The organism is Vibrio sp. 1180_3, assembly GCF_029478545.1.
Lineage (GTDB): Bacteria > Pseudomonadota > Gammaproteobacteria > Enterobacterales > Vibrionaceae > Vibrio > Vibrio aestuarianus.
Map to the genome: position 1 here is coordinate 1 of NZ_SJFM01000030.1, position 22,152 is coordinate 22,152.

Annotated in this window: 21 protein-coding genes and 2 pseudogenes; 15 read left to right on the forward strand and 8 right to left on the reverse strand. The window is 41.5% G+C overall.

Annotation, left to right across the window (positions count from 1 at the left end; genetic code table 11):
- Positions 1 to 230: 230 nt before the first annotated feature.
- From EYW48_RS16235 to EYW48_RS16245, 3 genes are all read left to right on the forward strand, one after another.
- The gene (locus tag EYW48_RS16235; RefSeq protein ID WP_269799015.1) at positions 231 to 605 is read left to right on the forward strand and encodes a GFA family protein; all 375 of its coding nucleotides are present in this window, start codon (positions 231 to 233) and stop codon (positions 603 to 605) included.
- A gap of 162 nt (positions 606 to 767) precedes the next feature.
- Positions 768 to 1,079, forward strand: coding sequence for a hypothetical protein (locus EYW48_RS16240; protein ID WP_277432677.1), 312 nt, complete (start codon positions 768 to 770; stop codon positions 1,077 to 1,079).
- Positions 1,080 to 1,247: 168 nt separating this feature from the next.
- Positions 1,248 to 1,487: a hypothetical protein gene (locus tag EYW48_RS16245; RefSeq protein WP_080539581.1), complete on the forward strand. Its 240-nt coding sequence runs from the start codon at positions 1,248 to 1,250 to the stop codon at positions 1,485 to 1,487.
- 150 nt (positions 1,488 to 1,637) lie between these two features.
- On the opposite strand, the pseudogene EYW48_RS16250 reads toward EYW48_RS16245, so the two are convergent.
- Together EYW48_RS16250 and EYW48_RS16255 are read right to left on the reverse strand one after the other, a co-directional pair.
- Positions 1,638 to 1,832: pseudogene (locus tag EYW48_RS16250) on the reverse strand (transposase); the annotation flags it as partial.
- 67 nt (positions 1,833 to 1,899) lie between these two features.
- Positions 1,900 to 2,070: pseudogene (locus EYW48_RS16255) on the reverse strand (IS110 family transposase); the annotation flags it as partial.
- 363 nt (positions 2,071 to 2,433) lie between these two features.
- Here EYW48_RS16255 and EYW48_RS16260 point away from each other — a divergent pair.
- Complete coding sequence (locus tag EYW48_RS16260) at positions 2,434 to 2,874, forward strand: hypothetical protein (RefSeq protein WP_053312122.1); 441 nt, start codon at positions 2,434 to 2,436, stop codon at positions 2,872 to 2,874.
- 300 nt (positions 2,875 to 3,174) lie between these two features.
- Here the strand turns inward: EYW48_RS16260 and EYW48_RS16265 are convergent, their stop codons facing one another.
- A complete protein-coding gene (locus EYW48_RS16265; protein ID WP_053312121.1) occupies positions 3,175 to 4,650 on the reverse strand; it encodes an MFS transporter in 1,476 nt (491 codons plus the stop codon).
- A 307-nt stretch (positions 4,651 to 4,957) separates the two neighbouring features.
- Between EYW48_RS16265 and EYW48_RS16270 the strand changes: the two genes are divergently transcribed.
- Positions 4,958 to 5,869: a YdcF family protein gene (locus EYW48_RS16270; protein ID WP_172533494.1), complete on the forward strand. Its 912-nt coding sequence runs from the start codon at positions 4,958 to 4,960 to the stop codon at positions 5,867 to 5,869.
- A 107-nt stretch (positions 5,870 to 5,976) separates the two neighbouring features.
- On the opposite strand, the gene focA is transcribed toward EYW48_RS16270, so the two are convergent.
- Positions 5,977 to 7,428, reverse strand: coding sequence for a formate transporter FocA (gene focA / locus EYW48_RS16275; protein ID WP_053312119.1), 1,452 nt, complete (start codon positions 7,426 to 7,428; stop codon positions 5,977 to 5,979).
- Positions 7,429 to 7,678: 250 nt separating this feature from the next.
- On the opposite strand from focA, the gene EYW48_RS16280 reads away from it, so the two are divergent.
- Both EYW48_RS16280 and EYW48_RS16285 read left to right on the forward strand, forming a co-directional pair.
- Entirely contained in the window at positions 7,679 to 8,584 is a 906-nt protein-coding gene (locus tag EYW48_RS16280; protein WP_053312118.1) for a LysR substrate-binding domain-containing protein, read from the forward strand.
- Between the two features lie 221 nt (positions 8,585 to 8,805).
- Positions 8,806 to 9,297: a DUF1097 domain-containing protein gene (locus EYW48_RS16285; protein WP_168524641.1), complete on the forward strand. Its 492-nt coding sequence runs from the start codon at positions 8,806 to 8,808 to the stop codon at positions 9,295 to 9,297.
- A 165-nt stretch (positions 9,298 to 9,462) separates the two neighbouring features.
- Here the strand turns inward: EYW48_RS16285 and EYW48_RS16290 are convergent, their stop codons facing one another.
- On the reverse strand, positions 9,463 to 11,100 hold the full coding sequence (locus EYW48_RS16290) for an ATP-dependent endonuclease (RefSeq protein WP_261918703.1): 1,638 nt from the start codon (positions 11,098 to 11,100) through the stop codon (positions 9,463 to 9,465).
- A gap of 257 nt (positions 11,101 to 11,357) precedes the next feature.
- Between EYW48_RS16290 and EYW48_RS16295 the strand changes: the two genes are divergently transcribed.
- From EYW48_RS16295 to EYW48_RS16305, 3 genes are all read left to right on the forward strand, one after another.
- Entirely contained in the window at positions 11,358 to 13,100 is a 1,743-nt protein-coding gene (locus EYW48_RS16295) for a bifunctional UDP-sugar hydrolase/5'-nucleotidase (RefSeq protein WP_277432678.1), read from the forward strand.
- Positions 13,101 to 13,622: 522 nt separating this feature from the next.
- Positions 13,623 to 14,570: a TerC/Alx family metal homeostasis membrane protein gene (locus tag EYW48_RS16300; protein WP_277432679.1), complete on the forward strand. Its 948-nt coding sequence runs from the start codon at positions 13,623 to 13,625 to the stop codon at positions 14,568 to 14,570.
- Between the two features lie 381 nt (positions 14,571 to 14,951).
- A complete protein-coding gene (locus EYW48_RS16305; protein ID WP_277432680.1) occupies positions 14,952 to 15,143 on the forward strand; it encodes a hypothetical protein in 192 nt (63 codons plus the stop codon).
- Between the two features lie 132 nt (positions 15,144 to 15,275).
- On the opposite strand, the gene EYW48_RS16310 is transcribed toward EYW48_RS16305, so the two are convergent.
- Complete coding sequence (locus EYW48_RS16310) at positions 15,276 to 15,842, reverse strand: PhnA domain-containing protein (RefSeq protein WP_053312112.1); 567 nt, start codon at positions 15,840 to 15,842, stop codon at positions 15,276 to 15,278.
- 203 nt (positions 15,843 to 16,045) lie between these two features.
- On the opposite strand from EYW48_RS16310, the gene EYW48_RS16315 reads away from it, so the two are divergent.
- Positions 16,046 to 17,128, forward strand: a complete 1,083-nt coding sequence (locus EYW48_RS16315) for a site-2 protease family protein (RefSeq protein WP_277432681.1) — start codon at positions 16,046 to 16,048, stop codon at positions 17,126 to 17,128.
- Between the two features lie 99 nt (positions 17,129 to 17,227).
- Here the strand turns inward: EYW48_RS16315 and EYW48_RS16320 are convergent, their stop codons facing one another.
- Complete coding sequence (locus EYW48_RS16320; protein ID WP_274683840.1) at positions 17,228 to 18,016, reverse strand: M48 family metallopeptidase; 789 nt, start codon at positions 18,014 to 18,016, stop codon at positions 17,228 to 17,230.
- A 205-nt stretch (positions 18,017 to 18,221) separates the two neighbouring features.
- Here EYW48_RS16320 and EYW48_RS16325 point away from each other — a divergent pair, with 205 nt between their 5' ends.
- The 3 genes from EYW48_RS16325 (at position 18,222) to EYW48_RS16335 (ending at position 20,679) form a co-directional block, all read left to right on the forward strand.
- The gene (locus tag EYW48_RS16325; protein WP_053312109.1) at positions 18,222 to 18,674 is read left to right on the forward strand and encodes a hotdog fold thioesterase; all 453 of its coding nucleotides are present in this window, start codon (positions 18,222 to 18,224) and stop codon (positions 18,672 to 18,674) included.
- Complete coding sequence (locus EYW48_RS16330) at positions 18,675 to 18,908, forward strand: DUF3389 domain-containing protein (protein ID WP_277432682.1); 234 nt, start codon at positions 18,675 to 18,677, stop codon at positions 18,906 to 18,908.
- 82 nt (positions 18,909 to 18,990) lie between these two features.
- Positions 18,991 to 20,679 carry an SgrR family transcriptional regulator gene (locus EYW48_RS16335; RefSeq protein WP_176246638.1) on the forward strand — a complete coding sequence of 563 codons (1,689 nt, stop codon included), beginning with the start codon at positions 18,991 to 18,993 and terminating at the stop codon, positions 20,677 to 20,679.
- A 176-nt stretch (positions 20,680 to 20,855) separates the two neighbouring features.
- On the opposite strand, the gene EYW48_RS16340 is transcribed toward EYW48_RS16335, so the two are convergent.
- Positions 20,856 to 21,026, reverse strand: a complete 171-nt coding sequence (locus tag EYW48_RS16340; RefSeq protein ID WP_171822952.1) for a hypothetical protein — start codon at positions 21,024 to 21,026, stop codon at positions 20,856 to 20,858.
- Between the two features lie 160 nt (positions 21,027 to 21,186).
- Here EYW48_RS16340 and EYW48_RS16345 point away from each other — a divergent pair, with 160 nt between their 5' ends.
- The gene (locus EYW48_RS16345; protein ID WP_053312106.1) at positions 21,187 to 22,074 is read left to right on the forward strand and encodes a LysR family transcriptional regulator; all 888 of its coding nucleotides are present in this window, start codon (positions 21,187 to 21,189) and stop codon (positions 22,072 to 22,074) included.
- Positions 22,075 to 22,152 lie beyond the last annotated feature (78 nt).

A 22,152-nucleotide genomic window follows, 5' to 3' on the forward strand; every position in this document is an offset into this window, starting at 1 on the left:
AGTCATAATGTAGCTTTAGCACGCATATAACAAAGCGTTTAAGACGGACTCCCAACGCTTGGCGCTTTCGGCTTTCTTCAGGTTAAGTGTTTATGTCACAATGGTTTAGGTAAGGTGGTTGGCGTTGCTCGCCACTTAACGCGGCGTTATGCGTACTAATTAACAAGGAAGAATTAAATTTGAAAGGAAACTGTTTGTGTGGAGAAGTTTCGTTTGAGTTGTCAGGCGAATTGCCACCCATTTATCAATGCCATTGTTCTCTGTGTCGCAAGGTATCGGGTTCTTCATCAAATTCAGCGTTGATAGTTGAAGCCTCAAATTTTAAGTGGCGTTCCGGCGAACATCAAATTAGGTCATTTTCTACGAGCTCAGGTTTTAAATCTGAGTTTTGCTGTCAATGCGGTAGCCCAGTACCGAATATCAGCTCAAGCGGTGATTCATATTGGGTGCCAGCTGGCCTGCTGTCCGAGCCCGTGGATACAAAAGTTTCTGCTCATGTTTATGTTGGCTCTCACGCTAGCTGGGACGTGGGGTTTGTAAATGACGGTATACCGAAATTTGATACGATGCCAACTGATAAAGATTGGTTAAAAATATGCAGGTAACGCACGCATAACAATGCGTTCAAGAGGGACTCCCAACGCTTGGCGGTTTTAGTTCAAAGTTTGGCTCATGTGTTTATGGCACAATGCTTAAGTTTGGTGCCATAGCGTTGTCGCCCCTTAACGCGGCGTTAGGGGCTGTCGATATTTGTAAGGAAGAGTAGATTGAAAATTCAGTTTGGCGTCGTCTTAGTTTCAGTCATTGCTATGGTTACTTCTATAGCCGCTAATGAGTTAGATTTTTCTCAGTTTAAAGGTAAAGCTTACGATATGGTGAAAAATGAATTTTTTGCCAAAGGCTGGGAACTCTCCCCCAAGCAAGAAGGCGAAACCTCTTTCAGTAAGCAATACCCCGAGGTTACATGTGGTTCGGGCTCAATGGCTATATGTTCTGTTGGATTTTATAGCAAGCAGCACTCAGTGGCTTTTGTTGTCATAGAATCTGGCGGTGAACTAATTGTTTCTGAGGAATACTGAGCCTGCCCCTAACAAACAATTCAAGTGGATTTTCAACGCGTGGCAGTTTTACTATGCGTTGAGTAAAGTGTTTTATGGTGCAATGCGGTGGCTTGGTCAGTGCGTTGTTCACCACTTAATTGGGCGTTAGTTGCTAGGTGAAAAAATAGCTTTTGGGAGATAATCAAGTTGGTTCAAACATACGGTTCTGAAGAAACCAAAGCGTTCTGCTGTAATTGCAAGAAGGTGACGCTTCATAAGTATGAAAGCTTCTCCAAATCTGATGAAACCACGGAAACAGAAGTTAAAGGTTTCTTTTCAGGCTTTTTCGCTGCAATAGCAAGTGCGCTAGTGGAAGGTGAACCTACAGGTGATTACAAGTGCAAAGTCTGCGGTACAAACTTACATACACCAGACTACCTGGATTAAGGTTGGTAGTACTCAGCAAGCGGTAAGTTTCGCAACTAACAATCAATTTAAGAGGGATTCCCAACGCTTGGCATTTTTGCTTCTACTTCAATTTTAATGGTTACGGTACAATGCGTTAGGCTGGGTGGTAGCGTTGTTCACCCCTTAATTGGGCGTTAACGGCGATGCCTTGGAGGCAATCCCTTGTTGCTCTTGCTTCAACTGCCGAACCCAACGGTCGATAGCGGATTGACTGACGTTCATCGCTTTAGCCGCTTCGATAACGGAATAACCATGACTCACAACCAGTTGAGCAGCTTCAAGTTTAAATTGTGCGCTGAATGTTCTTCTTTCGCGTTTACTCATATTGTCACCTGTTGGTTTTATGAGATGTATTTTAACACCTCTAATCAGGTGGCCAAATTCACCGTACCACTACAATACGCTGTGGGTTGTGTTTTTTGATGGTAGTTAAGGCTTGTTTGATACCTTTTTCGTTGTTTGGCACGGTAAAAAAAACATCGAGTGGACGGATGTAAATGTCGAGCTGTGATTTGCCAGTATCAACACCGATATTAATGTTTTGAAGTGTTTTTGTATTCATAATAAGCTAACTCTTGCTTGCGAAATGCGGGTTCGAGACCCAGTCGACTATTCGAGGTTTATGCTTGGAGTCCTATGAGGTGTTCATGTTTGTTATCGGTCTCTCGACAGAGGAGCCAGCGTTCAATCGAACTACTACATAGAAAGCTTTAGTTGCCGCTAAAGCCTGGATCTCATTTTACCCTTTTGGCTTGGTTATTATCCATACAAACTGTTTAAGAGTGATTCTCAACGCGTGGCAGTTTTACTCTGCGTCAGGTAAAGTGTTTTACGGTGGAATGCAACGGCTTGGCCAGTACGTTGTTCACCCTTTAATGCAGCGTCATACTCTAGTCACAATCAAATTATTTTGGAATTTATCACAATGAAAAAATTAACAATTTTAGCTCTTTCATCACTGGTTTTCTTCTCATCAAACACTTTTGCTAGAGATGATGTGGGTAATTATTCGATTACAAAAGCAATGAGCTCTGAAGTAGCTAAATCTAAATTAGGCTCTGAAGTTTCATTTTACTTTGGCGAGCAGAGTTACGGCAAAGTTCTCAAAGAATTAGGTGAATTTAAAACCAACAAAAAAACGAACGCTTTCAATAAAACAGATGAAGAAGCGTGCAATTGGGTTTTTCTTTCCGCCATGATTGCTCTTAAAAACAGAGCGATAAAAGAGGGTGGAAATGCGGTGGTCAATATCAAATCAAATTACAAAAATAACCTCACTTCAAGCAACGATACTTTTCAATGTGGTGCTGGAGCCGTGATGGCTGGAGTTGCATTGAGTGGTGAAGTTGTGAAGCTCAAAAAATAAGGTTAACGAGGGATTCCCAACGCTCGTCGTTAGCCAGCACGAAGCTTTTGGTTCAGTCTGTTTTCGATAAAGTGGAACGTTTCGAAATGTTCCCAGAATCAAGGCGTGTCCCTCCTGAACTTGATTATTTAAGCTACCGTGAAGTCGTTGCTAGCCCTTGTCGCTCCCATATTAAGATAGCCCGTTTATGGGGCGTAAGTAATAGTCATATGCAAATGTCAGATCGCGATGCACCTACTAGGGCACAGATGAAAAACCTCCGGCTATGCCGGAGGATATTTTTTAAACGTGTTAATGAATCTAGCTTTTCGCTTCAACAAGATCATTAGGCTGGTTTGACTGAGCCGCCTCGAGCATTTTTTTAATAATAAATGAAGCAATCAGCGCTACCACAACCATTACAACAGCAAGTATGGTCAGCAATTTAAAGTAGTCGCCATAAACGGTTTGTACAATTTGTTGGGTAATGACTTGGCCTTTTTCTAATGCTATTGAGGTCGAGAAAACGGCCCCGACAATGCCACTTAAGGCAATAGCAACTGAAAATAAGCTAACAGAGAAGTTTTCGATATGTTTAGGCGCGACCGAAAGGATAAACGCAACCACTAGGCTACCGACAATCACTTCTGCAAACGCTTGGAAGAAGTGGATCACTAAGAACACTTCAGGACGGATAACGACATCTGCGCCGACACTCATGACAGCCATGGTTAGAATACCAAAGGCAATGGCAGTAAAAATAAATGCGAAGCCGATTTTCGTTGCGGTAGAAAAGTTAACGCCACGTTTTTCAAGTGATGAGAATGTCATCGCAATCACTGGGCCCGCCACGATACACCATAGTGGGTTCATCGCCATTGATGCTTCCGGCGCTATTGGGATTAAGCCAAACAAGTCACCACGCATTGTGTTGATTGTTACCATGGTCATGGAAGTCATCATTTGACCGTAGTAAACAAAGAAACAAGTAGTGAGCAGCGTCATGATAAGGATGGCTCCCATCTTCAGCGCGTCTGATTTTTGTGCTTTTAGCATTAATGTTATGAAATATAAAATAGCGGCTGCACCGATCGCATAGACGATGTTTTGGCCGATATCCATATTAGAGAACATGAAAAATACCAGTCCCACCATCGCGCAAGAAAGCACTAAGAAAGCCAACCAGTTCTTTTTGCTAACCTTATTTTGGTCAATTTCAGCGGCTACACCAACCAATGGTTTATTGAAAATAATTAGTGTTGCAAATGCGCACGCTGCCAAAATAGCAGAAAGCATAAAGCTACCGTTAAAACCGATAGCCAAAACAAACATTGGAAATAGGTATTGACCAAGTAGTGCCCCAACATTATTGACTGAGTAGTTGATTGGGTAGCAGTTTTCGAAGTCTTCTTGCGATTTAAAAGTGCGTTTATACAAACTGGGGTACGAAGGAGACATCAAACCACGAGCGTAACTCGCAAGTGCAATACCAGCTAAAGCCATTGGGACATTGGTCGCAGAAGCACCTAGAACCAATAGCACATAACCTGTTGCAAATGCACCATAGGCAATAGTTAATGAGCGATATGCACCAAGGAATTTATCTGCGATAAATCCACCAGCAATAGCAAACAAAGGGCCAATCGATGAAAACGCACCGACAACCATCATGGTATCCGCTTCGTTATAACCTAGATCTTCTAGAAAAAAACGCGTGAGGATTACCATCACACCGTAAAACGATAAGCCAAACATCATTTGGCAAAACATCATTGATTTATTGAGTTTATTCCACATAATTATCTCGATATATAGTGATATTAAGAATTTATTCCTGATTATTTTATCACTGTCAGGCGTTTATAATTTGGCGCGATTATCGCAGAAATGTCACTTTATGCACGAGTTTTTCTAATGTATAAATCATGTTTCGCTAATGTATAATCAAGGCAAACGTTTCCCTTGAGTGTTGTCGCGCATGAGTAAAATTATTGATTAGCTTGTTTTCAATGTATCCCTGAGATGATTGGCAACTTTCAGCTTTGAATAAGAAGGGCATAAGATGGTTTTGGTCATTTTAGTTATTTAACTTTTTAGGTAGAAAATGAACCCAGAAGATACGAGTAGTAACAATACAAAGAAAATTTATGTGGTGTTGGGTAAGCGCCTTGCCGCGGACCAACTCACTTTAGAGGGGCAAAGTCGTATCGATAGATTGGTGATGGCGTTACGCTGTAATGAAATAGATAATAGCGTGCTTGCATTCTGTGGTGGAGTAACCAAAGGACAAACGGTGTCAGAAGCGTCGGCGATGTATCGCTATTTGGTGAGCCAAGTCGATGAATGTTCAAATCAACGTGGTGGTTTGTCGAATTTATTGAATCGCAACCATATTTTGTTAGAAGAGTCTTCAACCAATACAGTGGAAAATATTGAAAATTTAGCGATTGAATTGCTAAAAACTGGTCAACTGCAAGCCGGTAATCAATTACACGTTACCTTTATCTCTAGTGATTATCACCTCCAGCGTATTTTTGAAATACAACAGTTGATGGATGAACAAGGTCTTCTTGGAACTCTAAAAAAACGCTGTGAGCAGTCAGGCCTAACTGTATTGGTCGACTATGACATCAGCCGACACTTTGTTGCTCAATATCCCTATCAGCATTTAGAAGCTCAATTGTTTCTACTATGTGATGAACTGACAACGTATCGTGTTTATCTTGAAGGTGTTGTAAGGCATTCTTTTACGAGAGATTTAGAGTCAGTAAGGTATGAACCATACCGTATTGGGAATTCTGCGCTAAATCGTATGAATGCACTTATCCAACAAAGCGAGAAGTGGTCTTTTTTGGTATCGAGTATAGAGCTACTCAGAGAGTGTATTGAGGCCACGCATTGCGAGCAATCACCACAGATGATTGAGCCATATTTAATCATTTTTGACACTCACTTAGCGCTATTAAATCGTTGGTTTGATCCCGAGCAATCACATGCAGGGCGATGGTGGCGCTAGCTACTACAAACTACTATTCGTTACGACCTACTACCAATAGATAGACCCCGCAAGCGGGGTCTTTTTGCTTTTAGTCAAGCGACTTATTTCCTGACCAAAATTGAGGGCTAAGCGATTTCTAAAGAGCGTTCTTCCACAACTGTTAAGCGTTCACCATAAATAGGGCGTAATGCTTGAAGTACGTGATTACGAGTCAGCATTCCGACAAATTTACCATTGTCTAGAACGGGCAGGTTTTGCGGTTTGCTGACTTTCATGCTTTTTGCGCGCTCCTCTAGTGATAGTGAGCTAAAGCGAGTGGCAATACCCATGCTTGTCGTTGGGTATAGCTGCTCTTTATCAATACATAAGAATTCTGCAATATCGATTAGACGGTCAGAAGCATCGATAGCCACAACGTCACGACTCATCAAATCAACCACTTTTTGGTCTGCTGTTGGAATGTAATCTTGGCACCATAAGTCGACCATCACATCGTGAGCGGAGAAAAAGCCTACTAAGCGACCTTCCACATCGACAACTGGAGCACTATCAAGCTGGTTATCTAAAAGCATATCAACCGCAACAGCCGTTGGCATTTCAACGCCCAGAGTGATTGGTTGGGTATTCATGATGTCTTGGACCATTGTTGTTTTGTTCATTTTAGTTTCCTTAACTGACGTGATTGTTGCAGTTTTTGTAATAGATTGGATGTTGGCAGCTTTGAGTTGCGGACGTCGGAAAATACTCCAGTTGGCTAAACCAACCAGCACCGCTCCGCCAACGATATTGCCTAACGTTACAGGGATTAGATTTGCGGTAATAAAGTGATAGATGTTGAGATCGGCATAGTGACTTGCATTCACACCAATTTGTTGCCAGAAACTGTCTGGAGCAAAGTTTTGAATCACAATACCTAAAGGCACCATAAACATGTTAGCGACACAGTGTTCAAATCCACTGGATACGAACATCGCGACAGGCATGATGGTCATCGCTGCTTTTGTCATTGCATTGGCAGAACTGAAAGTAAGCCAAATTGCAAGACAAACTAGTAAGTTACAGAGAATCCCTAATGAAAATGCTTGAATTGTGGTGTGATGTAACTTGTGCTGTGCAATATTGAGCGCATTTAGTCCCCATTGCCCACCATCCATTTGATAAAGGCCTGCACCAGTAACTAAAACCAGTAATAGCATGGCACCAATGAAGTTGCCGACGTAAACTTTGCCCCAAATAGACAACATTTTGCCGAAGCTGATTTGCTTGTTTGCCCAAGAAATGCTCGATAACACGGAACTTGTGAATAGTTCACCACCGCAAATCACAATTAAGATAAGACCCATACTGAAGGCCAAACCACCAGCTAATCGACTTAATCCCCAACCAGCATTGGCACTACCCGTTGTGACCGTAATGTAAAACAAAAAGGCTAAGCCAATAAATGCGCCAGCCATAATAGCCAAGCTTAAAGTCATACCGCTGGATTTCTTAGCTTTACTTAAAGCGAATTTTTCCGCTTCAGCCATCATCTCAACAGGTGAGAACAGTTGTTTATTTTCAGAGTAGGCCGCTGACATAGTGTCTCCCAAAACTCATTTTCATATTTACCTCCTAGTTAATGTAAGAGTAAAAACAACGCATCATGCCTTGCTTCCTAAACAGACTAACCAGTTGAGTATGTAGTGGTAAAATTGATAATTTTTAAAATCATCATCAAATAATTTGATATGCATAAATGAAGGTGTAAAATGAAACCGCTTGCGCATATATCACCTTAAAAATTAAGGTTAAATACGCAGAAGAAAATGAAACTAAATAGGATTAGCAGTGCGGTATTCACTCAAACAATTAGCAGTATTTGACGCAGTTGCCGATAGTGGTAGCGTCAGCCAAGCTGCAGACAAACTAGCGCTAACACAATCAGCGACCAGTATGTCGCTTGCACAACTGGAAAAAATGTTAGGGCGACCTTTGTTTGAAAGGCAGGGAAAGCAAATGGCATTGACCCATTGGGGGATGTGGTTGAGACCCAAAGCAAAGCGTTTATTACAAGATGCTCAGCAAATAGAAATGGGGTTTTATGAGCAACATCTTCTTAGTGGTGAAATACGTTTAGGGGCCAGTCAGACGCCAGCCGAACATTTAGTCCCAGACCTCATCAGTATTCTTGATAACGACTTTCCAGAGATGCGAATTGACCTAGGAGTACAAAGTACGAAAGGGGTGATAGATGGCATACTTGATTACAAATATGACCTTGGTGTCATTGAAGGTCGTTGTGACGATAATCGAATTCACCAAGATGTATGGTGTCGAGATCACCTGACCGTAGTTGCATCAGCACATCACCCGTTTGCGAAGCGTGAAACGGTGAGTCTTGCGCAACTCGAACAAGCAAAGTGGGTACTTCGAGAACATGGATCCGGCACGAGAAAAGTATTTGATAGTACCATTCACAAACTCATTGCAGATTTAGACGTATGGCGGGAATACGAACACGTTCCTGTATTACGCAGTATGGTTGCTAATGGTCCTTATTTGACATGCTTGCCGTATTTAGATGTTGAACGCTTTATCAATGCTGGGAACTTAGTTGCTCTCAATGTACCTGAATTGAATATGGAAAGAACGCTTTCTTTTATTTGGCGTGCCGATATGGCTGAAAACCCTTTGGTTGAATGTATTAAACGTGAAGGGTTAAGAATGATGAAAGGTAAACCAAGCGTCCTTTAACGGTTCACTTCTTACAAAGAACATATTTCCTAAATCTGTTGATTTACCGTTTGCGTCTATTTTTTGATGAGAAATATAAATCTATTGCAATATTTATGTGATGAAAGTCACTAGATATTGATTGGTTATACTCTAGTATGCCCACTTGATTCACTGATGCCATCGCAATACTGCACTTTATTTTAATCTCGTGCGGTTTGTTCGGCTCAAATGAGGGTGCTATGAGTACATTATTTGCCATTTCATTGACCACTGGAATTCTTTCCGGTGTTTGGGGTTGGATTGCCGTTTCATTAGGGCTGCTTTCGTGGGCTGGTTTTCTTGGCTGCACTAGCTATTTCGCCTCTCCAACGGATGGGATAAAAGGGTTAGCAGTAAGTTTGATGACCAATATCAGTGGTGTATTTTGGGCAATGGTGATTATTCATACATCAAGTTCAGTTAGCCTAGATATTTTGGGTTATGTCATCACTGCTATAGTGGCATTTTTAATGTGCATTCAAGCTTCCAAAACATGGCTAAGTTACATCCCCGGTACATTTATTGGTTCTTGTGCAACATTTGCCGCAGGCGGTGACTGGCAAGTCGTGGTTCCTTCTCTTATTTTGGGCGGTGTATTCGGTTACGCAATGAAGGCAAGTGGAATGTGGTTACATCAGCGATCAAAACAGCCGGCTCTTAACGACAAAGCCGTTGCCGAAACACAGTCTTAATGGTTTTCCCTATAAGGTATTGTGTGGCGTTGGTTTAAGAAAAGGCTACCCCCGATTGATTTGTATCGATTCATCAAAATTGTTGATATTAGTCTTCGGTATTTATTGTCCCTATATAATGCCGAATGAATATGGTACAAGGCACACAGCAATGTGTGCCTTTTTTTAGAACTGAGTATTGCCGTTAGCCATCGTAATGACACGCTTTAATGTCCAACGTAAAAGTACGGGAATACATTCAATACCTTGTAGTTCACAGTGGGAAACAATAGCTAAAGCTAAGTCTGGCTTCGCGTGTTTCTTCAATACACGCGTGACCACTTTTTTCGCTGGAATAGGGTGGTCGTACGGAATTTTGATCATATCTTTGAAAAAGTTTTCAAATCCATGAGAATAGAGGAAATGCTCAATATCTCGGTCAGGTAATTCTGTCAGACGATGTCTTTCCTGATCGCCAGATAGCATTCCACGAACAGTTGCCGAATATTTTTTGCCGGCAGGGTCTCCATCTGTGACCACATGCCAATCAATTCCAAAGGCTTTGGCCACTTTAATTAACGATTTCAAGCCTGACTGAGCAAATTCTATAATTTGAACACCCTCAGCGGCTAAGTTGTAGCCACATTGACGTGCTAGTTCACTGAATAGCCATACTTCCGTTTCGCCTTCAACTAATAACCAGCAACGAGCAAACAAGGCTCCAGAACGATGAAAACGTATATGAAATCCAATTCTACGTAGTTCATCTTGGTTTAAACCTCGTGAAGGCATTGATGTTACAGTGGTGCGATCAGAAGTTCTCACCAAACGGCGAATAGAGTGTAAAGGTACCGAACCCAGCAGCTCACCACTGTTGGTGGTGAGTATTTTTTGCATTGGAAGCAGTTCGAGTAAACTCCAAGCGCGTGCTAAATGAGTTGGATGCAAACGACCTTCAGGATCTTCCAAAATGAGCAAAGGTCGAGCACAGCGTCTTAAGTCTGTTGGCCCTTTGGCTTGAAGGTAGGCATTGAGCAGCCCCATCAATAAAAGACGAGTTTGTTTATTTTTTGTTTCTTCAACAACCTGACTTATGTTCTTGTCTGTTTTAGGGCTCGAGTAAACTAAACTATCACGTTGCTGCCTCGGATTTTTGCGAGTTTGACTTTTGAATGAAAAATAATGATTGACCAAAATATTCATCGAATTAAGGCTGCTTTTCATCTCACCTTTATTGACATGCCCAGGAATCGCAAGTAAGCGACGACAGGTATTATCGATGCGTTTTTCTACCCGTGCATTTTTTCCATTGCCGTTAATGAATGGGCGTTCAAAACGTCTTGAATCTTTTAGGCGGATCACAGGATGAAGGCTCATCAACTCTTGGGCGAGTTTTTCTGAATGATGCAAAGGGAGTGGATTACCCTCAATATCTAAAAAAAGATATTGAGTAGTAACTTGGTGACGATCCAGTGTGCCACTTATCCGATAAAAAATACGCTTGTCACCGTTTTCATCATCGACCCAAAGTGGTCTTAATTTACGATAACGCCCTGATCGAGATTCATTTTTTTCGGTTGAAACAAAACTTAAAATAATTTGTAAATGCTGGGTTTGTTGGTGGGCGATAGAATAGTCGACATGGAAGTCCTGCATTTCAAACTGGTAAGGTACGCCGTTGGCGGGTAAAACAACAGATAATGCGTCTAGTAATGAGGACTTACCCCACGTGTTTTCACCTATTAAGGTGGTGAGTTCATCAAAAGAGAGCGATAAACGTTTAATTCCTCTGAATCCAGAAATTTCAATTCGCTCTAAATGCATAGGCTGACTCCTTTTATAACTCAAAGACTTACTGTATGTTCAGCTTCTTTTTATCAAGCATAATTTAAATTTTTGAGATAAGTCGCTTGTTGGCTCACATATCAAATGTTTATGTGAGCGCTACAGGTAGAAATAATGTTAGGGAAAGGTGATGCAACACTCTTTGCGTAAATTAGTTTTCAAAGCCGTTTCATAAAAGTCACGATTCTGTCATGATTTGTAGGCTAGGATGGAGTGGAAAAAGAAGAGATAGATAAATGATGCATAAAAAGAACAGACCAGCATCAATTATGCTGGCACATATAAATGACACTCACTCATATTTTGAACCTACGTCGTTACAGCTTTCATTGAATATAAAACAACAGACGTTGACTCCCTATGTTAGTGCGGGCGGCTTTGCTCGGATAGCGACTAGAGTGGCTCAATTGAAAGATGATGCCGCGCGCATGAAGCGCCAATTTCTGTTTTTGCATGCAGGAGATTGTTTTCAAGGTACTTTGTATTTTTCCTTATTCAAAGGAAAAGCCAACGCCGACATGCTTAATGCGCTTCATATTGATGCCATGGCTTTGGGTAATCATGAACTGGATATGGGCAACGAGCCGGTTGCGCATTTCGTTGAGCGAATTCAATTTCCATTACTTGCGGGCAACTGGGATTTATCTAATGAAAGAAAAGACAAACCTTACCCTATAGCATCAAGTCCACAAGTCATCAGCTACGATTCTCAAGGCCAGTATGCACAATGGATAGAAAAACAAGCAGGTGAGGAAACTATCGCTATCTTCGGTTTATCACTCGATAAAATGAGCGATATTGCTAACCCTGATCCAGACACGCCTTTTGCCAATGCCATTGAAACAGCGAGGAACACAATTAAGCAACTGCATCGTAAAGGCATCAATAAAATCATTTTGCTCAGTCACTTGGGTTATGAAGCTGATATTGAACTGGCACAGCAGGTTGATGGTATTGGCATTATCGTTGGCGGGCATAGCCATCGCTTACAAGGGGATTTTAGTGCATTAGGCTTAAAGAAAGACGATGACTATGGCTTAAGAGTTAATGATACCTATGTCGTACAAGCTGGATACTACGCATTAAGCTTGGGACATTGCCAAGTGGATTTCTCTACTGAAGGAAAAGTCGTTGGGTTTTGCGGAGGAAATGAGCTATTACTTGGCCGCCGTTTATTTTTAGATGCAAGCATGAATGAAGCCGGAACGGATGAAAGTCATCTAAGCGCCTGCGAGTTTCTCAACAATCATCCCAATGTTGTGGTGTGTAAGAAAGACCCTCTGGTCCAAGGTATCTTGATCGATAAATACATGCCAAGAGTGCGCCAATTACAACAGAATATCATTGCTCATGCTGATTGCTCGCTAAGGCATGTTCGTATCCCTGATGAAATGGGAGCAAGTGAACTGGCCCCACTGGTAGCAAAATCCTTTGTGTATGCGATGAAAGAGCGTGGGCATCCAGTGCAGTTTGCAATCCATAATGCTGGTGGAGTACGCAATTCACTCAATGCAGGCAAGGTATCTATTGCCGATATTGCCGGAAACTTGCTGCCATTTGCCGTTCCTATCGGTGTGTATCACATTCAAGGAAAAGTGATTGCGCAAGTTGTCGAAGGTGCAATAAATAACGCATTAGGCAATGGTGTCAACGGCACTGGATCAGGCAGTTATCCATACACGCATAATTTATCATTTGTCTATCACCACGACTGGCCAATTGGAAACCGAGTGACTGATGTAAAACTGTTTGATGAAAAATTAGGTTGGCAACTAGTTGATTCTGAAAAATATTATTGTGGTTCTTCTTCTGCCTATACGATGAAAGGCAAAGAAGGTTACGATGCATTACTGCAAATGCAAGGTGAAGGCATTATTTCGAATGTTTCAATGGCCGATGCATTCATTGAACTGCTTACCGCCCACCCAGAGACGTTAAATACTCTTGAATCGTCGCGAAGACATAACAGTACTGTGTAGCATTACTGTTATGGCATAGAGTTTGCTCAGTAGTTATTAGTCTTAGAGCATCTTCAACCTTTGAAGGTGCGTGAAGATGCTAAGGGGAGAACTATGTGGAGTAGAGATTGGGCTGACACCGTCATCGTTGTTGCTTGGGTTGGTATATGGTCAGCGTTAGTTTACTTACTGCCATTTGCAGGTGTTTAGACGTAAATGCCGTTGAAGACATCTGAACTCACTAAGGAGCAATAAATTGCTCCTTTTTTTGATCTAATCTATGGACGTTGCACGATGACAAGTCTAGAATCCATGCCGATTGGGGAGTAGTCGCCTTTTGTTTACTTATCGTCATCTCGTTAAGCATTCGCTTATCCGGTAAGTATAAGTTAGTGGTTTTTTTGTAAAACAGAAAAATGACAACTTCGACGAGACCAACGCATACAACACTGTTCACTATGATCAGTGGTTACTTGTCTGCGGAAGGTTTCGAACAAAGCGATTGCCTTGTGAACCTTCCGTATTTTGGAGGATGCACATACTATGACCCCAGCAATCTACGTTTGTTTCGGTTTACTCACTATACTACTCATCTCCGTTGATATTTGGCAAACTCGTGGTGGTGAAGTATCGATCACTAAAGCGGCTATCTGGAGCACGGTGTGGTTTATATTGGCATTTGTGTTTGCAGCAACTCTTTATTTTTATTGGGATTTTTACGCACCAACCAGTACCTATTCTGCCGATAAGGCAATGATTTCATTCATTACGGGTTATCTGCTAGAGAAATCACTTAGTGTTGATAACTTGTTTGTTTTTGCGATTATTTTTCACCAATATGCCGTTCCAGAACACCTTCGTCCTCGCGCATTGCTGTGGGGAGTGATTGGGGCGCTTATTCTAAGAGCAGTAATGATCATTGTCGGTGCTCAGTTACTAGAGCAATATCACTGGTTGCTATATGTGTTCGCATTATTTCTTATGTGGACCGGGATACAACTTGCGCGTGAAAAAGGCGATGAGCAGCTAAACCCAATGCCGGAGAAATTCATTCGACGCTGGTTTAAAGTCACCGACAGTTATGAAGGTAACGCGTTGATTGTTAAACGCGATACACAGTGGCTTGTGACTCCGATGCTGATTGTTATTGGGGTGCTTGCATTTATGGATGTGATGTTTGCTTTGGACTCAATACCTGCCATTTTTGCCGTGACACGAGAACCTTTTTTGGTGCTAGCCGCGAATGTTTTTGCACTACTCGGCCTGCGTTCATTGTATTTTGTTCTCCAAGGAATGATGGACAAGTTTACTTATCTCAAACCTGCGCTGTCATTCATCATGGTGTTTATTGGTATTAAGATGACATTGGTTGGCTCAGAGTGGGAAATACCGACACAAGTTTCTCTGAGTGTTTTGCTTATCACTATGTCGGTTGCCATTATTGCTTCAATTTATAAGCAGAAGCATTCACCGTTGTTAATACAAAAATAGATGTAAGGCGTGAGAGAGTAATTACCATTACTTGCAATATACAGTTGCTTGGATATGTCATGCTCTCTGTACACACTTCACCCACTGTGAAGGCCTGCCGTTATTTTAGTTTAACTATGACAAAAAGAGATAAAAAGACAAGTGTAAACGACTTGTGAATATCGATGGGTGGCGTCAAGAATTAAGATTAAAATTCACGAAAATGACGCCATTTCGCATATAAAACCAAAAATAATGAATATAAAAAATAGCCACTGTTAATGTGTTGTTTCATTAGAATAACTAATCTGAAATTCGAAATTTTGTCATTTTTTAACCAGAAAAATATCACCTAGAATTCATTTCAACAAAGTAAGTTACCGAATATAAAGAGAGGCTATCATGGCACAAGCAATGAATCTGGGTACTATCACTGCACCTACCTCTATGGACAAAAAAACCTACACGGTTAACTTCAAAGGATTGATCAAACATTTAGTTGATATACTTTTTGTAGACAACAGCGCCCCTCGTAGTTACTACGAGAATGACTTGTCTGGTCACATGCAAAAAGATATCGGTTTGTACCGTTAATTAGCTATTTATTAGAATTAAAAAAGCCGTCCCTGAAAGAGACGGCTTTTTCGTATATAGCGATAGCTAATTGGCAGAAAAAAGAAAAGCGTAAGCGCTAAAGTTGTCGTTACGCTTTGTTGTTATCTGCAATTATTTCTTACGGCAATATTCTGCAATGATGTACATCGATTGACCGTTAGCTTTACCTGAAATCAGTTTCGGGTCATCACCTAAGCTAATACCACGAACCACGGTACCTTGCTTGATCACCTGACTAGAACCTTTGATTGGTAAGTCTTTAATGATCGTTACGTCGTCACCTTTTTGTAGTTCAACACCGTTTACATCACGCGGTTTTTCGGCATCATCATCCATGCCAATTTCAGCCCATTTTGCTGTTTCTTCTTCAAGATACATCATATCAAGTAGGTCTTGAGCCCAACCTTCAGTGACGGCAAGTTGCTTGAGTTGACGCCAAGCCATCACTTGAACCGGCTGCTCTTGGCTCCACATGCTGTCATTAAGACAACGCCAGTGGTTCACATCTACTGTTTCTGGGTTCTCGATCTGACCTTTACAGGTATCACATAGCATAACAGCATGGTCAACAGTAACCATAGTATGTGGCGCTACCACAAATGGTGATAATGGAGATTCTGATGAACAAAGCTCACATTTTGATTGGCAGCGTTCAAGTAAAGTTGCTTCAGTAGACATAGTACCCACCTTGTAAAAATATGTAGGCACGTATTATCCACTTTGCGCCTAGAAATAAAAGGGGTATTGCTGAAAAGCGCTCTTTTTGAAGGGAATTGCACTGAATATGTCATCAATAGTCAGTAGTTTTGTTTCGTGCTTTACGCTGTTATTGCTCAAAGGCATAATGCGCGTAGTTTTTATATTCATAGTTAGGTATCGGTTTGGAACTGCTAGCAACGCCATTTTTAGGAAAATCTCTGCGCCTTGAGGGATCATTGTCAGGTTGGCAACAACTGTTTTGGGATAATCATTTGGTCGCTCAATGTGATGCTTCAAGTGAAGCTTGTTCGACAACTATCCATCAATTTCAGTTGCTCAATGGCGAAGCACTAAACCATTGTGAATTAAAGGTGGAACTGACTTGGCAGCCATTTTCTTTACACTACCAAGCTTCCGTTAATGGTGACATTGTCACGCAGGGTGAGCGTGTTGAGAAAGATATAGAGACTCAAACTCCTTATAGTGCACCGAAAGTAGAAAAACGATTTAGCTTGATTGGGCTAGTTTCGTTAGGGATGAAAGCTTTAAAAAGTGCCAAGTTAATTAAAGTAGTCTTTGCATCAGCCAGTTTAGCTGCTTACTCGTGGCTCTTTTCGTTTCAATTTGCGCTTGCGCTGATCGCCTGCTTGATGTTTCACGAATACGGACATATTCGCGCCATGAAGTATTTTGGCATGAAAACCAAAGGTATTTATCTAATCCCATTTTTAGGTGGCCTTGCGCTGAGCGATGATAAGATCAACACTCGCTGGCAAGATGTCGTTATATCAATCATGGGGCCATTTTTTGGCTTAATTCTCTCACTCATTTTAGTTGCATGTTATTGGGTGACTGGCGAGATGTTTTTTGCTGGATTGGCGGTTTTTAATGCGTTTCTGAATTTGTTCAACCTGTTACCAATTCTTCCTCTGGATGGTGGACACATTTTAAAAAGCGTTAGCTTTTCAATGAACAGCAAACTCGGTATCGCCTTATGTGCCTTAGCTGCTGTGGGCGGTGTTGTGTTAAGTTATTCACTTGGATTGACTTTATTTGGTTTTTTGCTGGCAATGGGAACGCTAGAAATTGTCATGGAATGGCGACAACGGCATCAGAGCCATTTGCTACCATTGAATCGTTATGGGCAGATATTTTCTGCGCTGTGGTATATCGGACTAGTGGTTTCGCTAACGACCATTATTTGGAGTTTTGCCAACACGGGCGATGCAATGCTGCAACTCCCTCTGCTCATTCTTGGTACTTAAGCTGTTATAAAAAATAAACACCTTCAGAAGCAAAGAAAGGAGCATGCAGTGCTCCTTTTTTACATCAATAATTTCGAACATTTATTGTGATTAATAGCATTACCTACATTTAGGACGCGTAGCTGACGAAGCTGGTAAGGTTTTAATCTTCTCTTCTAAATCATGGATTCGCGTACTATGCGAAGGGTGGGTTGATAGCAATTCAGGAGGTTGGCTTCCACCTGATGCTTTTGCCATATTTTGCCATAAAGAAACACTCTCTTTAGGGTTAAAACCTGCTTTTGCCATCAGTTCAAGTCCTACAATATCGGCTTCTGATTCTTGTGTACGCCCATAAGGCAAAATGACGCCATATTGCACGCCAACGCCCAGCGCAGCCATTGTTGCTTCCTTATACTGGGCATACTCCGAAGCACCAATCGCTACCTGTGTAATTTGTAACCCTGCATTTGCAATTTGAGACTGAGACAAACGCTCGTTACTGTGGTTGGCTAAAACGTGCGCGACTTCGTGGCCAATCACCGTAGCCAACTGATCTTGATTAGTTGCTACTTTGAGTAAACCTGTATAGACACCAATTTTCCCACCAGGCAGTGCAAATGCATTGACCTGATCACTTTCAAATACCACGACTTCCCAGTTGTCAAAACTTGGTTGCTTAGGGACATAGTCTGTCACCGTTTTCGCGACACACTGAACATAAGCATTGGTTTTAGCATCATGATTGATCGGGATCTCTTTCTTCATTTGTTCAAAAGATTGATCACCTAAGCTGCTCATATCTTGATCAGAAAATAGGATTAACTGGTTTCGACCTGTGGGCGAAGAACTACAAGCAGCAAGTGCCATGCAGCTTAATAGCACTGAAGTTTTGAGGCTGTTTCCCATAAAATAGTTTCCTTTTAGATGAACGATTACTCATCTCACAACTCATTACATTTTAAAAGAATCATATCATCGAGAAGCTAGTTTGTAAGTCGGCAGTTTTTATATTGTGCAAATTTATTTAACGATCTTCATCTAAGTGTCGAATGCTTTTTTCTTGGTTTTAGGTATAAAATGAACGTCTTTAAAAAATAGATGAGATAGACACATGGCCATTTGGAAGAAGCCGATCGATCTAGAAACCTTGAACGCGACCTCTAAAAACACATTGATAGAGCATCTCAATATTATTTATAGCGATTACACCGACAATTCTTTATCTGCGACGATGCCCGTTTGTCATTTTACTCATCAGCCGCTTGGTATGTTGCACGGTGGAGCTTCGGTTGTGCTCGCGGAAACATTAGGTTCATTGGCGGCAAATTTTTGTGTCGATCAAGACCACTACTGTGTCGGATTGGATATCAATGCCAATCATATTAGAGCGATGAGAGAAGGCCATGTTATCGGTACGGCAACGCCAATTCATTTAGGTGTTTCCACACAAGTGTGGCAAATCAATATTACTGATGAACGTGAACGCTTGGTTTGTAGTAGCCGTTTAACTATAGCCGTAAAGAAAGTGCGTCATGCGACCAAAACAGAAAAGGTAGACCGTTAAATGGTGATTGATTTTTCAGGTGGAAAACTTATTGCCACGGCGCATGAGCTGGTGGTTCGTTTGAAGGGTGATCACAAAGTGATACTGCAAGCACAAACGGACGCCATTCAACTTATTGGCCAAGGAGCCAATGTGGTTTCAGTCAATTGTTCAGAGGCTAAGTGGTCCATTAAATTAGATAATGAGCAGCAAATTAAGCAACTGTCTCAACAGCTAGGATGTGATATCGCTTAAAGAATGCTTTGAGCCCCTTGCATCGTAAACACAAAATGAGGAAACTATCTCAGTTTTATAAAAACTGAGATTTCCTCTTTATATGAGTAGCCCGCGACTTCGAGTTCAATTCGAATCATTATTTGAACACTTTAATGGCCAAGATGTTGGTGTTCAATTAGAAGACATTACCGATATTCTATTCTGCACACGTCGTAACGCCCGTATTGTTCTGAACAAAATGGAAGAGCAGGGCTGGATCGAATGGCACCCCGCGGCTGGTCGCGGAAAATTGTCTGACCTGAAATTCAAACGTAGCCGCAGCGATGTTAGTGAGAACCTTGCTCGCCGGTATCTGGATGAAGGTAAAATAGGTCAAGCCTTCTCGGTTTTGGATCAAGATGCGGCAAAACTGACCCAAGTTATTCAAAGCTACTTGGGAGTTCAGCATCAAGAAGGGTTGCAAGTGGTGCGCCTACCGTACTATCGACCACTTTCGATGCTCAATCCTTTAAAGCCGATGCGTCGTTCAGAGCAGCACATCGCGATGCAAATCTTCAGCGGCTTAACCCAGCTTGATGAAAATGAGCAATTACAACCCGACCTTGCGCATACGTGGGAAGCCATTTCTGCAACGCATTGGCGTTTTTATCTACGCCCAGGGGTTAGGTTCCATAATGGCGATTTACTGACCACAGAATGCGTTGTAAAAAGTCTTTGGGAATTAAGATTTCTGAACTTGTTTTCTCATTTAGAACGTATTGATTCGCCTTCAAATTGGGTGATAGACATCTTTTTACAGAAACCGGATAGCCGTCTTCCTCTGCTGCTTGCGGAGTCTTGCGCCAAAGTTTTACTGGCTGAATCAAATCGTAGTGAAAATTTTGACTTAATGCCTGTTGGAACTGGACCGTATAAAGTGGTGCTTAATGACGAAAAGCGCCTAGTATTACAAGCCTTCGACGGTTACTTTGGTTTTCGTCCATTGTTAGATAGAGTCGAAGTGTGGGTCATTGATGAAGCGTATTCATCGATGGTCTTTCCAAGTCTATCGCACCCAATTAAAACTAAGCGTGGTTCCTTTACGGAAGACGTCGACCTAGACCCCGGCTGTACTTATTTACTGTTAAATAGGAAAAATGGGGTCGCTGCGGATGATGTATGGGCAAACTACTTAACCAATAAGCTCAGTACATTAAACTTATTTCGACAATTACCAGAAGAGAAGGTTGTCGAGCTGGGTGTGCTGCCAGCGTACGGATTGAAACCGGGTTGGTATCACCAAACCTCAAGTGATACTTCCGTAAAACCACCCTATGAACGTTCAATTACCGTCGCGTACCATGCCCATCACCCTATGTTTCCTAGCTTGGTTAAAACCATACAGCAACTACTCAAAGATGATGGGATTAACGTAGAGTTGATCAAATATGACTTAACTGTTGAAGACACAAGTTTGGTTGATATCTGGGTAAAGCCGATGGGCATTGCCAATCATCGAGAAGATGCACTTGCAGGATGGTTGTTGGATTATAGTGATATAGAACATTTAAGCCGTGCTGAGGATTTTTCTTACTGGACGGGGTTGGTTGATTTATGGCGCGCAGATAAACACGCCGCTTTCCCTGCGAAAGAGATTGGTAAGTCATTAGTTGAGAAATATCAAGTGATCCCAATGTTCCACTGTTGGTTAGGTATCAGCAAAGATCAGTGTGGTTCTCTACAAAACGCAAAATGTAACGCATTAGGTTGGTTTGATTTTAGTAATGTTTGGGTGAAACCTGAGTGGTAATTTAAGACGATGAAAGTGATGATTTTGCGATGTCCATCTGTTTTTTGATCTGAGTCGATAAAAAGGTAATAAATTGGTTAAATACTATCTTAATCTTGTAAAGATGCTAGACTTTGTTTGTCCTTATTTTATTCCGTAAATTTACATTTTTATTGAGGTTATGTATGGAACTTGGGTTAATCATCGCTTTTATCGTTGCAGCTGCTGTAATGGTTAAAAAAGAGATGGCCGACAATAAATAAACAATTCATTTTTACTTTTAATCCCATTTTTTGAATGAATTTGTCTAAGGCCAGTGTAAAGCTGGCTTTTTTATATCTTTTCTCTGAAGTATCATTTTCGCTCATCCCTTACCTATATAATTTTTCACTTTTATTCAACGCGGTGAATACCACTACATAAGCAAATAGGGCATACTTCTTAGCAGCTATAGCCAAACAACTTGAAGTTGCGATTCAAGTTGCAAAGGTACAACTAATTGCTGATTTCATGGAAGGGTGACTTATTTTGCAAAGTCCAATTACTTTAGAAGCACTTCATATTCTAGATGCTATCGATAGGCGTGGCAGCTTTGCGGCTGCGGCAAATGAACTCAACCGAGCACCTTCATCGCTCAGTTATCAAATACAAAAACTTGAGCAAGATTTAGATATCATGATCTTTGATCGCTCAGGACATAAAGCCGCATTTACCGAGTCTGGATTGCTTATTTTAGAACGAGGGCGTGCCATTCTTACTGCTACAGAAAAATTAGTTAATGACGCGACATTACTTGCCAATGGTTGGGAGTTAGATCTGACGGTTGCCTTTGATGGGATCATACCAATCAATAATTTCTTTCCTATGGTGGAAGCTTTAGGCAACGTTAGTAAAACTAGGGTACGTCTTCAAGAAGAAATTTTAGCAGGTTGCTGGGAATCTTTGTCAGCAGGTCGCTCTGATCTACTGATTTGCCCAAGAATAGAAACTTTGCCACAAGACGTTAAAGCCGAAACGATTGGTTCTATGTCGATGATATGGGTAGCTGCAAGTTCGCACTATGTCCATAAACGAAACGGGGCATTTGATGAAGTAGCACGCGAAAAATATCGAGTTATAGCGATTGCTGATACCGCTCGTGAGCAACCAGCGATGAGCGTTAATATTTTGCAGAAACAACCAAGACTAACTGTGACAAATTTTAGTGCCAAATGTGAAGCACTGATCAACGGGTTAGGAATAGGAACACTGCCGAAGCAAATAGCTTTGCCTCTAATAGCGGAAGGCAAACTAAAAATCATAGATGGTTCTCCAGAATCTCCGGTTGAAATTATTATGGCGTGGCGTCGAAATAAAATGGGTGAGGCCAAATCGTGGTGCGTACAGTACCTTAAGAAAAACTGGTCGTTAGGCTAAGCGGAGCGCTTATTTCTCAGCTTGTGAGTAAATGATCAAATGAAAGCGGGAAGATCAAGGTCGATCTTCCCTTGTGAC

What these genes read in the sequence shown, in the direction of transcription:
- EYW48_RS16260 (WP_053312122.1), top strand. Translation starts at nt 2,434, where the DNA reads ATGAAAAAATTAACAATTTTAGCTCTTTCATCACTGGTTTTCTTCTCA.
- EYW48_RS16305 (WP_277432680.1), top strand. Translation starts at nt 14,952, where the DNA reads ATGGCACAAGCAATGAATCTGGGTACTATCACTGCACCTACCTCTATG.
- EYW48_RS16265 (WP_053312121.1), bottom strand. Translation starts at nt 4,650, where the DNA reads ATGTGGAATAAACTCAATAAATCAATGATGTTTTGCCAAATGATGTTT.
- EYW48_RS16310 (WP_053312112.1), bottom strand. Translation starts at nt 15,842, where the DNA reads ATGTCTACTGAAGCAACTTTACTTGAACGCTGCCAATCAAAATGTGAG.
- EYW48_RS16270 (WP_172533494.1), top strand. Translation starts at nt 4,958, where the DNA reads ATGAACCCAGAAGATACGAGTAGTAACAATACAAAGAAAATTTATGTG.
- EYW48_RS16290 (WP_261918703.1), bottom strand. Translation starts at nt 11,100, where the DNA reads ATGCATTTAGAGCGAATTGAAATTTCTGGATTCAGAGGAATTAAACGT.
- EYW48_RS16325 (WP_053312109.1), top strand. Translation starts at nt 18,222, where the DNA reads ATGGCCATTTGGAAGAAGCCGATCGATCTAGAAACCTTGAACGCGACC.
- EYW48_RS16300 (WP_277432679.1), top strand. Translation starts at nt 13,623, where the DNA reads ATGACCCCAGCAATCTACGTTTGTTTCGGTTTACTCACTATACTACTC.
- EYW48_RS16330 (WP_277432682.1), top strand. Translation starts at nt 18,675, where the DNA reads ATGGTGATTGATTTTTCAGGTGGAAAACTTATTGCCACGGCGCATGAG.
- focA (WP_053312119.1), bottom strand. Translation starts at nt 7,428, where the DNA reads ATGTCAGCGGCCTACTCTGAAAATAAACAACTGTTCTCACCTGTTGAG.
- EYW48_RS16295 (WP_277432678.1), top strand. Translation starts at nt 11,358, where the DNA reads ATGATGCATAAAAAGAACAGACCAGCATCAATTATGCTGGCACATATA.
- EYW48_RS16320 (WP_274683840.1), bottom strand. Translation starts at nt 18,016, where the DNA reads ATGGGAAACAGCCTCAAAACTTCAGTGCTATTAAGCTGCATGGCACTT.
- EYW48_RS16335 (WP_176246638.1), top strand. Translation starts at nt 18,991, where the DNA reads ATGAGTAGCCCGCGACTTCGAGTTCAATTCGAATCATTATTTGAACAC.
- EYW48_RS16340 (WP_171822952.1), bottom strand. Translation starts at nt 21,026, where the DNA reads ATGAGCGAAAATGATACTTCAGAGAAAAGATATAAAAAAGCCAGCTTT.
- EYW48_RS16285 (WP_168524641.1), top strand. Translation starts at nt 8,806, where the DNA reads ATGAGTACATTATTTGCCATTTCATTGACCACTGGAATTCTTTCCGGT.